Annotated in this window: 8 protein-coding genes; 5 read left to right on the top strand and 3 right to left on the bottom strand. The window is 54.9% G+C overall.

Annotation, left to right across the window (positions count from 1 at the left end):
* Positions 1-457 precede the first annotated feature (457 nt).
* Entirely contained in the window at positions 458-934 is a 477-nt protein-coding gene (locus AC2FLJ_RS11960; RefSeq protein ID WP_058273394.1) for a hypothetical protein, read from the top strand.
* On the top strand, positions 931-1,866 hold the full coding sequence (locus tag AC2FLJ_RS11955) for a polyprenyl synthetase family protein (RefSeq protein WP_496705967.1): 936 nt from the start codon (positions 931-933) through the stop codon (positions 1,864-1,866). Before AC2FLJ_RS11960 ends, AC2FLJ_RS11955 begins: the two co-directional genes overlap by 4 nt.
* Here the strand turns inward: AC2FLJ_RS11955 and AC2FLJ_RS11950 are convergent, their stop codons facing one another.
* The 3 genes from AC2FLJ_RS11950 to AC2FLJ_RS11940 all read right to left on the bottom strand — a co-directional run bounded on the left by AC2FLJ_RS11950 (position 1,867) and on the right by AC2FLJ_RS11940 (position 8,587).
* A complete protein-coding gene (locus tag AC2FLJ_RS11950) occupies positions 1,867-5,148 on the bottom strand; it encodes an adenylate/guanylate cyclase domain-containing protein (RefSeq protein WP_496705965.1) in 3,282 nt (1,093 codons plus the stop codon).
* Positions 5,149-5,181: 33 nt separating this feature from the next.
* Complete coding sequence (locus tag AC2FLJ_RS11945) at positions 5,182-6,969, bottom strand: FAD-dependent oxidoreductase (protein WP_496705963.1); 1,788 nt, start codon at positions 6,967-6,969, stop codon at positions 5,182-5,184.
* A 613-nt stretch (positions 6,970-7,582) separates the two neighbouring features.
* Complete coding sequence (locus AC2FLJ_RS11940; RefSeq protein ID WP_496705961.1) at positions 7,583-8,587, bottom strand: AraC family transcriptional regulator; 1,005 nt, start codon at positions 8,585-8,587, stop codon at positions 7,583-7,585.
* Between AC2FLJ_RS11940 and AC2FLJ_RS11935 the strand changes: the two genes are divergently transcribed.
* The 3 genes from AC2FLJ_RS11935 to AC2FLJ_RS11925 are packed head-to-tail and all read left to right on the top strand — an operon-like array spanning position 8,577 to position 12,093.
* Complete coding sequence (locus tag AC2FLJ_RS11935; RefSeq protein ID WP_496705959.1) at positions 8,577-10,127, top strand: amidohydrolase family protein; 1,551 nt, start codon at positions 8,577-8,579, stop codon at positions 10,125-10,127. The two genes, AC2FLJ_RS11940 and AC2FLJ_RS11935, sit on opposite strands and share 11 nt — an antisense overlap.
* Before the next feature lie 26 nt (positions 10,128-10,153).
* Positions 10,154-10,918, top strand: a complete 765-nt coding sequence (locus AC2FLJ_RS11930) for a DUF3299 domain-containing protein (protein WP_496705957.1) — start codon at positions 10,154-10,156, stop codon at positions 10,916-10,918.
* Positions 10,915-12,093, top strand: a complete 1,179-nt coding sequence (locus AC2FLJ_RS11925; protein ID WP_496698957.1) for a carbohydrate porin — start codon at positions 10,915-10,917, stop codon at positions 12,091-12,093. The genes AC2FLJ_RS11930 and AC2FLJ_RS11925 overlap by 4 nt, the downstream gene beginning before the upstream one ends.
* The last annotated feature ends 65 nt before the right edge of the window (positions 12,094-12,158 follow it).

The raw sequence follows: 12,158 nt of genomic DNA, 5'->3' as shown, positions 1-12,158 counted from the left end.
AATAAGCCCAAATAGCGAGCAGTTTATCCACCCCGCAGTTCCCAGTCGAACCTTCGGTCGATCCCATGCCGCGAATGTTTTCTTTGCTGGGCCATTTTATCTGGTGACCACCGCCAGGGCCGCATCGAGACCCAGAAACATTGCGTGACGCAGTTGGCGCAAAGCCTCATGGTCACGAACTTCAACCCGGCGATCGCGGCAAATCTGTTTCGTATCGCCGTCCTCGCCATATGAACCAAAACCCACGGGGCGGGTGCTTTTTTCTTATGCAGACGGCAGATTCCCAAGGTTAATAGATGGTTAACATATCTCGGTACTTGATTGCGCGGCGATCTTCTTGTTTTACTGAAAATCAAATCAACCCATGCCCAAACGCGGTGTGAATATACAGTGAAAATCGGTAGCAAAACACTGAATCTACAAAACTTTATGACGATGGGGGCAATGGAGTAGCAAGATGGATCAAGACGACGGATCATCACGCAATGAGTTTGGGAACCCTGGCTCGATTGACGATATGGTGGCGATGTATCTGGAAGCGCTTGAGGGTGTTCTGGGGTCGCTGCGGGACTACAGCGAAAAGGGTGCACGGGTCGAGCCCGATGTGATGTTTCTGCTTGCGCAGGCGCAAGCCCGGTGGCTCAGTTCAGCTTTGCGGTATTGGCAGCAGATTGCGACCATCGTCTCGACCCAAGGGACAGACGCGATCGAAGCAACCATACCCAGCGCAGATGGCCCGTCAGTGGAAGCCAGACAACTGATCGTGTTGGACAAGGCCCGTGCGGTGTTGCGCGAAATATCGGATCTGTCGCTGAGCGAGGCAAAACTGTTGCAACGTGATCTTATGGAAATCGAGGCTGAGCTTCGTAAGTCAGTCGGCCCCGAGGGTGACGACCGGGAAGGCCCCCATCGCTATGCAAAATCCAAACCATGAATAACGAAGGTGCCCGCGCCGACTGGGTAATACCGGAACTGGGATTTGAATCTGAGACGGAACGGCTTCGCACAGCCATCGGCACGTGGGTTGACTCCACACCCGAAGAGATGCGGCCGCAGTTGGAAGAACAGTTTCTGGCCGGCTCAAAGTATTTTCGCCCATTGACCATCTTTGCCTGTCAGACGGCTGTCGGCAGCGAGGAGATCACGGATGAAACCATACAGGCAGCCGTAACGCTTGAGCTGTTTCATAACATGACGCTGGTTGTAGACGACATTCTGGACCAGTCGGACGAACGGCGCGGCAAACCGACCATGCACACGGCCTTTGGGCAACTTGCGGCGCTGATGACGTCCGGGTTCATGGTTGCTGAAGGCTATCGGATGATGGCGACCGAGCCGCAGGTGGTCGGGTTGTTGTCTGAGCTGATGTCCCGGCTTGGCGCGGCCGAGATTGCGCAGTGGAACAGCCGCACGATGCCGCGAGGGGTCGAGGATTGGCGCAAGCTGGCGCAGGAAGACACCGGTTCGATGTTCGAGGTCGCTGCTTGTCTCGGCGACCGTAGCGAGGGGTTGCGCCATTTCGGTGGTCTGCTGGGCACCCTCTATCACGCCTGCGATGACGTGTCCGACGTGCGTGGAACCGAAGCCCTAGGTGGCGGCGGTGAAGAGGACATTCGCGACGGGATTCTAACCCTGCCGGCTGCGATAGCTGTACGCGAACCTGCAATTGCCGAGATGTTCCGCGATCCGAACCCCGGCAATTACGACGCGCTGGCCGAGGCCTTTCGCGCCGCTTTGCCAGAAGCCGAGGCCGAACTGGACCGGATCGCCGCCAGCGCAATAGCCGAGGCCAGACGATTTGCCCGGAACCCCAAAAAGCTGATCACACTTGTGGATCGCACACGCGCTTTGGGCGAAGCCCGCTGATCACAAATAGGCGCGCGCTGCCTTCAGATACTGGCTGTCGAACCCTTCCTCGAACTGCGCCACCAGCGGTTCGATAAGCGTGCGTTGTTCGTCTTTGGTGGGCAGCAAAGACGCCAACCCAAGCGCGGCGCGCAGTTGCCATGCCAAAGCTGACCGGTTTTGGGCTGCGTCGAAAGCAGCGCGATAGTGCTGCTCGGCGCTGCTAGTATCGCCACGCTTCTGTGCCAATTCCCCTTTGACTAGGCTCAGGTCCAGTACGTGGTTCAATTCGCCCCCAACCTGCAGTGGTTGGTCAAGATCGTCTAGAACCCGGGCGGCATCCTCGATCCGGTCCTGTGCCAACAGCAGGCGTGCGTGATTGGCTTCAAAGCAGACGCGGTGGTAATGGACCCCGGCATTCTTGCAGGCGGCAACGGCCGTGGCCGTGATCTTTTCGGCCTCATCCAGTTGACCGAGTTGCGCCATTGCCCGGGCGCGCCAGAAGGAAGCCCAGACCCCCAAGAACCTGTACCCATACTCTCCGGCAACCGCGCTGCATTCTTCGGTCAGGCCCATGACCTGTTCCCAGTCACCGTTCCAGTCATGGATGCGGATCACCCCGTTCGAAAGAGCATAGACAAGCGAATAGGGGTCAGGCAGCGACCGGGTGTAATTTAGGATGTCGTTCCCGACCTTCACCGCTTGATCCGGTCGACCCAGGGACCAGAGCGCTGCCGCCCGGAAGCACTCTGAAATCACCTTGGGTTCTGCGGCCGACAGGCGTGGCCCCGGCTGGTCCCATATGCCCTCATCATAGAGCTGTAGAACACGTTCGCCATAGCGCACCGACTCGGCGTAATCGCCGCGGTTGAAATGCGACCAAGTCTGCATCGAGGCGGAATAGACTTCATAGCGGGTATTGCCGCTGCGCGTCGCCTCGTCAGCAAGCGCCGCAAAGGTATCATGCCCTGAGCTTACGTCGCCACGCATGGTTTCGAAGGCCCCGATCCCGTATAGAACTGCGACGCGCAGGTCTGGATCGTCAACATCCAGAAATAGCTCGCGGGCGCGCTCAAATGCGGTCTGCGCCTGTGGCGAGGCGTAGCTGGTCGCCGCAAAATGCACCACGCCAATGGTCGACTGCAGTTGCAGCTCCAGCTTTGCGCGATCAGTCAGGTCATCGACCTCTCCAACATATTCCAAACCATTGCTGAGTTGAGCGAGCGCTTCTTTCATCGAAGCCCGGCCCCACGCGGATTTACCTGCCGTCAGCCAATAGGGGACTGACCGGTCACCAAGTCCGGCGGCAACAAAGTGGTTTGCCACCTGTTCCGGACCGGACTTGCAACGTTCAGGGAATTTTTCTTCCAGCGTTTCGGCAATCTTTCCATGTAATTGCTGCCGCCGCCGCCGCAATATAGATCGATACGCAGCCTCCTGAATCAAGGCATGGCGGAACATCAGGCTTTGGCCGGTTTGGTCCGGGTATGCGAGGTCTGCGTCACCCAGTTGCAAAAGCGAGTCCGAGAGCTCGGGCAGCGGAGTTCCGGTCACCTGAGACAGCAGGTCGACATCGAATTCCCGGCCGATCACGGCGCCGATTTGGGCGTATTCACGGACCGCTCCCAACTTGTCGAGGCGCGCCATCAAACTGTCTTGCAAGGTTTCAGGCACCAAATCCGCGCTGTTTCTGGATTCTATGGCAGAGCGGGTCAGTTCTTCGGCGAAAAGCGGTACGCCATCCGACCGTTCCAGCAATTGCTGGCGCTGTTCGGCCGAAAAGGCATCCGAGCCTGTCATACTGTCCAGCAGCTCTTCGACTTCGGCAGGCTTGAGGCGCGCCAGTTCGCAGGTTTCCAGGTGATCCACCTGCCAGTCATGAGTAAATTCCGGCCTGCAGGTCACAAGCAGCAGGATCTGGCAATCGGCGAGTTTGGCCGCAAATTTGGTCAACAAATCCAGCGATGTAGGGTCGATCCAGTGCAAGTCTTCAAAATGCACCAACAATGGTGCCCGCTTGGACAGAACGATGACCTGTTCGATCAGCATGTCGATCGTGCGGGTCTTTTGCAACTCGGGCGAAAGGTTCAGCGGCGGATACCTGTCACAGGGCAGCGAAAACAAAGACGCCATCAGCGCGCGGGCTTCGTTCAGATCGTCTTCGGCAACGACCAGTTTTTCCAGCTTGTCCAGTCGGGCTTCGCTGTCATCGTCTTCCTTGAACCCGAGCACGGTTTCGATCTGACGGCGGATAGGGTACATGGCCGTGTTCTCAAAATAGGGTGCGGATTGCAGGTGAAGAACGGTGGCACCTTCGCCTTTGGCCTGATCCACCACCTCATATGTGAGGCGGCTTTTGCCGATGCCAGCCTCACCTGAGACAAGGCAAACACTCCCCTTCTTAGATTTGGCGTCCTCCCAGGCCGACATCAGGCGCGTTCGTTCCGGCGTGCGCCCGACCAGAGGCGTAAGCTGCCGCCGTGCCGATGTAACTGCGAACCGGTCCTGGCGCTGAGCTGTGGATATGACACGCCACGCCACCTGGCCGGGCTCAAACCCCTTCAGATGGATGTTTTCCAGCGCCTCATAGACGAACATATCTCCCAACAGAGACTGAGTTCTTTTTCCAATGACAATTTGACCCGGCTTTGCCAGACCCTGCAATCTGGCTGCAAGGTTGGGCGTATCGCCGGCCACTGCTGAGGTTGAATTTACCCCGTTCTGGTCAAGATCACCGGCCACAACCAACCCGGTTGCAATGCCAATGCGCACCTGTAGGCGTTCACCGGCTGCAGTATCCAACGCGGCGACGGCCTCGACAATTTCCAAAGCCGCGCGGCACGCGCGTTCTGCCGCGTCCTCCTGCGCAACCGGGTAGCCAAAATAGACCACAACGCCGTCGCCAAGGTATTGGGCCACGTGCCCTCTGGCCTCTTTAACCAATTGCGAGACCGTATCCTGATACAGCGCCATGAGGTCGCGATAGTCTTCGGGATCAAGCCGCGCCGACAGGGCGGTCGAGCCGACCAGATCGCAAAACATAATGGTGAGGTGTCGCCGTTCGGCGCTTTCCTCGCCCGTCATGGCACCGCTGGGTCTGGGCTGCGCCGCATCCGGTTTCAGCGCGGTGATTGCCTTGCTGATCTTGAGTCGATGACCCAGCACCGTGACACCCATTTCTCTGAGATGGTCGCCGGTCACATCTTCAAGAATGTCCAGGTCGATACCGTTCTCATCAAACAGTTCGGTGTATTGTGGCAGGCCAATTTCGTTCAGCCATGCCGCAATCGATTTAGTAGTCATCAGTCGTCTCTTACTCGTGCGAGGTATTCTTGGTTACTTTTTACGGGGCTTGCCGTCTTCTGTATAGTTCCAGAACATTGGACCCAGGCCCAAAGTCTTTTCGTTCCACTTACTTGCAGGCAGCCAATCCGTAAACAGTGAACCAAGGTCCTCGGGATTCGGTGTGAATTTCGACTTCGGGAACTTGAAGTCTTTTGGTGGCCATAGCTTGTTGATCCCCAGGGCTTTGTCCGCAAGCGTCCATGCTTTTGCACTGGCGGCATAAGGCGCCCAGGCAATCTTGAGCGTCTGAAACATCTGGCTGGGATAGAATTCGGGTGTGATCACTTCCACTGGTTTACCCGCATCGCCTTTGTCTGGTTCTCTCTGCGCGGCCTGACGTACGCCTTCGGCCGCGATCAACCCAGTTGCACAAGCGCCTTCGACAGTCGAGACATCCGCGAAATTCCTGACGTAAGTCCCGGCAAGAAACAGGTTCTCGAACTTGGTGTTGACCTCGGGGCGATGTTCCCAGCTGCCGGTGAGATTGGCGAAAAGCTCTTCGCCAGTATTTGTATCGACCGAAGTCTGGAACAGATCGATATCCGCCTCGGTTATCTCTAACTTGGCAGTGATTTCTCGCAGAATATAGTCGATTGCGGTTTTGGGATTTTTGAGATCTAGAATGAGGTTCTGGTTTTCGTCCCGGCGTTCGGGTTTTACAGACAGAAGCGATTTGAAATCCGAAACTGTCACATAAAGGAAGGTGTTTTTGAGGCCCCACGTCGCCGAGTAGTTGAGGAACGTCATCTCATAGGGTGTATCCATGAACACCACCACATCCGAAGGGATGCCGGGCAGTTTCCGCTTGAGATAAAGCTCGACCGACGCCATCGGCTCGGCCTCCAGGTATCTCAGCTGCCCAAGATCCGGATCGGCGTTGTAGAGATCATCAGTTACCATTGAGGCCATCGCACCGGGGGTGATGCTGATGATCACATTCTCATCGCTGACATCCACTTCGATGTCTTTCTTTGCGATCCCCCATTTGGGGTTAACTGATGGCGATTTGGTTACCTTGTCAAACACCAGCCGTTCGATCCGAGTGCCGTCTGCGTTGGGATGCACTTCGCGAATTCGGTGGCGGTACTTGAGCTCAAACCGGTCTCCGAACTGATCGAGCTTTTTGTGGAAGGGATCAATCAGAGTTTCTTTCTTGGACCCATCAAACAGCCAAAGCTGCGGAACCGGAACGCGGTTGCCGTACTTCAGGAAGGTTTTGTAGCTGCGCGCCGAAGCTTGCCAGCTGTCAATCGCCCACACGGTTTGCCAGATCTTCTCATGAAGCTTCGCCACAACATCAGTGCAATAGGGCCGCCCGCGCAGCCAGCCGTTGAACGACATCCGGTCAAGCTTGTCATCTTCACTGTCCGGGATCGAAAGCAGATCGACCATCGAATACATGAACAGGAAGAGTTCAGCAGGCGGCGCTGCGCCACCGGTGAGGTTGCGGTAAAAATCCTGAATGCCGCCGGGGTTCACCATTTCGGGCATGTTGTCGAGATCACCGTCATAGAGGAACTTGAAGGCTTCGCGTGGTGTGAAGTTGTCTTCAATTCCCAGGTCTTCTGCGACCGACCAGAAGTTGTAATACCAATTGCACAGCATGTGATAGCTGTGCTCGCGCGGATAATCGCCGTGGTCGTGCTCTTTATGGGACCGCAACATTCCACCAATGAAATTGTCCTGCTCATACAGCGTGACGTGGTATCCCCGCTCCAACAAACGAAGAGCCGCGGTGAGCCCGGCGATCCCGGCCCCGACGATAGTTACCTTATGCATGCTCACTCCCTCGGTTTTCTGCGTCACAAGCCTGCAATCCCAAACCGGCGCCGTCAAAACTTATCTAAGGTTACGCTGCTTGGGGCATCAAAGGAAACTATTTCAGAGTGTTGCAGGAAAATGATCCGCAGGACGAAGGAGAGCGGTTTTACAATTTCGCAAGACCACACGGCGCGCGCAACGGGCAAACCTCTCACGAAGCCCTTTGATACATGTTGCAGCAATCCGAAAAGTGTCCCGCGGGTCCTGACCCTGGTCTGCGTAGGCCGGGCGTTTTGGGATTGTTGCCATGGCCCAAATCTCCTGTGTCGGAGACATCTTTTTCGTTTCAGGGCAGCCAAGGCGTAGCTGACGCAGTTTCACGCGCAGCACAACACTAGGTGCCAGTCGCGTAGGTCCTTGGTACATTGTAGGGAGAGAATGGTGGGTGATGAGAGACTCGAACTCCCGACATCTTCGGTGTAAGCGAGGCGCTGCATGCACCGCCGCAGGGGCAATGGGTCAATTGTCCCTCTGTGATCCTTAGATAGGGGCTCCAAAAAGTGTGTTGCAAATCCTTGTCGGCCCGCACTTGGTGTGTAGTGGATAAGCAGTCCAAGTATTCGCAACGTAACTATACGCCGAGGCGGAAATTGGTCGGTGTCATTCCGGTTTGACCTCGGAAAAAGCGAGTGAAATGGGACTTGTCGGAATAGCCGAGCATCAGACCAATCTCTGCAATTGTCATCTGGTCTTCTTTGAGGTGCTCCTTGGCGACATCGACACGCAGCCGTTTGGTTTCACGGGGTAGAGTTGTGCCTTGTTGCTGAAGCGCTTTCAGAAACCGTTCCGGGCGTATTCCCAGCATTCCAGCCACCATCTCTGGCCCCAAATTGGTTTCATCTAGCTTGTCCCGTAAGACAGAGCGCAAAGCTGCCACCACGGTTACTTCTTCCTCTTGTTGAGGTGAAGCTATGGGCTTGGCAGAGCCCTCAGAGACATGGTGCAAAAACAACCATCCCACAGGAAAACTAATTTGCATTCCGGGATCAGTCCCAAGGCCAACCTCGATCCCTTTATAGTCGATAGGCAGCCCATTGATGTATCTGCTTTCCCATCGCACACGCGAAGAATCCCAGGAATCTCCGACGACGGTCTGCAATAGGCGTACATAGATTGCGGCACCAAAACCGGTCACCTGAATGGGTGGGACAGTTGGTTCCTGTTGCCTCTCGATACGATAAGTCGCTTTGTCTGCTTCAATGACGAGGCTGTGCCGCACAGAATTGGACTCCTGCGGTACGAGCCCAACAAAGCGGGTAAAAAACTCGTATAGCGTTTTTGTAGATTGCAAGGCTTGAGCGAAGGGTGGCCATCCTTGTAGGTCAAACGCCTCACCTACATTCAGTCCTAGGTATCGATCCCCTGATACTTCTGAGAAGGCATTGACCAAACCGTATACCAGCTCTGAGTGAACGAACACGGATGGGTCAGACAACAGTTCGGCTTTCAATCCGACCTGGTCCAATGCTGGTTGCGGATTGATCTTGCGTTCGGTGAGATATTGCAAAAACGGAGCAGCTAAGGAGAGGCGAATAAAGCCCTCGCTATGCTCTTGAGAGGTGGAGTTGAAAGGCAAGTTCGTCACCCTTGTGATGATTGGTAGTTTTGATTGGTGGCCACTTTTACGATTACATTCGAACACGCCAATTCAAAAGTGGCAACCGAGGCAAGGTTTTCCGGACTACAGTTGGCAAAACATGAATATGAAGGGAGTACTTATGTCCGGTCTACGAATGTCGCTTTGCTCGACGGTAATTGTCGCTGCAGGTCTTGCTTTTTCAGCGTCCGCGCAGGCTCAGGATCAAGAAGAACCCCAAACGTTGTTTACCAACGTGCACATCTTCGATGGCGTGAATGAACAGCGTATCGAGAATGCCAGCGTATTGGTCGAGGGCAATCTGATTAAGGCCGTATCAACCGACGCAATCGTTGCCCCCGACGCTACGGTCATTGACGGAGAAGGGAGGACACTGACCCCCGGCTTCATCGAAAATCACGCACACCTGATGCTGCCAGGACCCACGTTGCCCGCAATGGAAGCCAACAGCACTTGGGAAGACCTCGCGATTCACGGCACTCAAATGGCTGAGATGTACTTAATGCAAGGCTTTACCACCGTAAGAGATGCAGGTGGCGCTAATGGAGGTCTTCGCCGCGCAATCGACACCGGGACCATTGCCGGGCCGCGTTTCTACCCTGCGGCTGCTTTTCTAAGTACGCGTGGTGGCCATGCTGATTTCGCCAACTTTACGGCGCCTGTTGGCCAGTCTTCGAACTTCAGCCGTCTGAATATGGCCCAAGAAGTCGACAGCGTCTCTGACATGTACAAGTTTGCTCGTAACAACTTCCGGATGGGAGCAACACAACTGAAGTACATGCAATCAGGCGGTGTAGTTTCAGTGTTTGACCCGTGGCAGTTATTGGCAGGATCGACGGCAGAGTTAGAAGCGGCCGTGCAGGTTGCCAACGAATACGAAAGCTACGTCATGGCCCATTCCTACCGCAAGGAAACGATCATGGCGGCACTGAATGCTGGTGTGCGATCAATTGAACACGGGTTCATGTTTGATTGTGAAATATCAGCGCTGATGGAAGAGAAAGGAGCCTACATCACGACCAATCTCACCGCATTTGATCCAAATCTCTTCGATATTCCTGCCATTCGAGATGTCCCAGCCAGCTTACGAAAGGCACAGTCAGCTACGCAGGCTTTTGGCGACTACATAAAAAACATGAATGAGTGCCCAGCTAAAAGAGGGTTTCACACGGATTGCGTAGGTTCTGTAGCCGCCTGCAATATTCAAATTGCCTATGAAAAACATCTCAATAATGAGTTCTTTGGCTCTCACGCCTCGTTGGTCGCAATGACATCTACTGGCGGTGAAATCGCCGCTTTGTCCGGACCATTCATGAACCCCTATCCCGAGGGCAATCTGGGTGTGATTGAGGAAGGAGCCTATGCGGACATCCTGCTGATCGACGGTAACCCACTAGAAGACTTCTCAGTTGTGGGAACTGGTGATCAGTGGTTTGGTGCCGATCCGAGACCGGAAAGCCCTGAAACGATCCGGCTGATAATGAAGGACGGTGTGATATACAAAAATACACTGAATTGACTCCAAAACTCGACCGGAGAGTATTCATGTTCTTTTGGTTTCGCTCCATCTTGCTCGCGGGTTTGGTCTGTTACGGTCATTCCGCCATGGCAACGCCAGGAACAGCGCTGGACTGGGTCGATCTTCCAGACCCATCTGTGCAGGTATATGAAGATCCCTATCGGGACCTAAGCCCCGAACAGTTCGACGACGTCCTTTTCGTTGTGCGGATGCGTGGCAGACTGCAGCAAGACGCTGGCAGCGCGGAAGAAAGACTGAAATGGCAGGAGCTTCTGACCGAAACCGAGGATGCCTTGGCGGGAGTTGACGTTGATGTCGATTGGTTGCTCGATCAAAGAGAGATTGTGAAAGAACGGCGAAGAAAGGCAGGAACAAACGGAAATCCAAAATTCGACGGTCAAACAATCACACTCGCGGGCTTTGCCATTCCTGCTCCGGGTGATCCGGACGGTCAGTCTGTGGCATATTTGGTGCCAGAACGAGGGATGTGCAGTCACATGCCGCCACCTCCGCCCAACCAGATGATACGTGTGCGGCTGAATGGCGACTGGGCGCCCAGCTATTACCACGAACCCGTTCGGCTGACGGGCACGCTGACTATCGATCCTTCTGTTCAGAATATGATGGTTGTGGACGGCCTCGTGCCTATGAAAGCGACTTTCCAGTTAGAGACGGAACGTGTCGAAACTCTGGAAACTGAAGCACACGGGCTGGAATGGAAGCAACGTGCTGCTGATCGCATCCGAGCGGCGGGCCATCGCAAGACCGGCGGGGCAAAGGCGTCTGAATGATAAGATTTCTCGTTGTCGCACTGAGTATTGTCTTTGCTGGCGCAGCGTCGGCTCAGGGACTATCCGGGCCATCTTCGGTTGAAGCTGATCTAAAGCCCGGAGATGGGCTAACCGATCCGCAATACCGTTCCGATTTTCCACGCAATATCGCTCCGGGTTGGTTTCAGTGGAAAGATCGACTGGCTGAGGGAGGGTTTCGGTTCAACGTGGACTATTTGGCGTTGGGCCAAACCACGAACGCGAATCTGGGGGAGGGCGAAGCTTCCAGTGGAATTGCGCGGTTCTATGGCAGTTGGCAGGCGACTGAACGGGGGTCTCTGACATTCAAGATCGAAGACCGGCACAGTTATACCAATGTTGCCCCGCAATTCCTTGGGCTAGATGGTGGAGCCCTTTCGATCACAGGGACGGCCTTCAACGATAATGGTTTACTGCTGACCAACCTGTTCTGGACCCAAAGGGCCGAGAACGGCGCGTGGACGCTGCAAGTCGGGCAGATTGATGTAACAGACTTTGTGGATATCTATGGGTTGGTCAGCCCTTACAGTGGTTTCCAAAACCTGTCTTTTAATACCAATCCGACAATTAACACGCCCAACCAAGGTCTTGGCATTGCCGGTGGGGTAAAGCTGAGCGAAAACTTCTACGCTGTTGCGAGCGTCTCAGACGCAAACGCCGACCCGTCTGATCCAAACTTTGATGTGTTTAGCGACGGCAATCTCTTTAAATCGCTCGAACTCGGCTACACCTCCGGGTTTGACCGCATCTATTTCGACAATATCCATCTGACCCTCTGGCATGCGGATGCGGCCGACGATGGCAGCCGCCCTGAAGACTATGGGGCTGCATTTTCAGCGGCATGGTTTGTTGGCAATAAATGGATGCCATTCTTTCGGGCAGGGGCCTCAAAAGGAACAGCGGCGCTTTACGATCGGTCCATCTCTGCAGGTTTGGGATATTACGGTCGCAATACTGATCTGGCCGGGCTGGGCCTGAACTGGGCTGAGGCAAGAGGTATAGACGGTGACCAATTCACGCTCGAAGCATTCTACCGTTTTTCAATCTCGCCCGGACTGCAGATCACGCCGTCACTGCAGTTCATTTCTGACCCGCTGCAGGACCCCACTCAGGACCGTATTACGCTGTTCGGCCTAAGAACCCGGATCGTTTTCTAGTGTGAGTCGAAAGCAGACGCCAAAAACAACAAAACACTCAGTTTTGTCGACAAAAGAGAGGATCT

This window comes from Ruegeria sp. CDSA034 (assembly GCF_059612275.1).
This window is presented reverse-complemented; position numbering and strand designations above follow the sequence as displayed.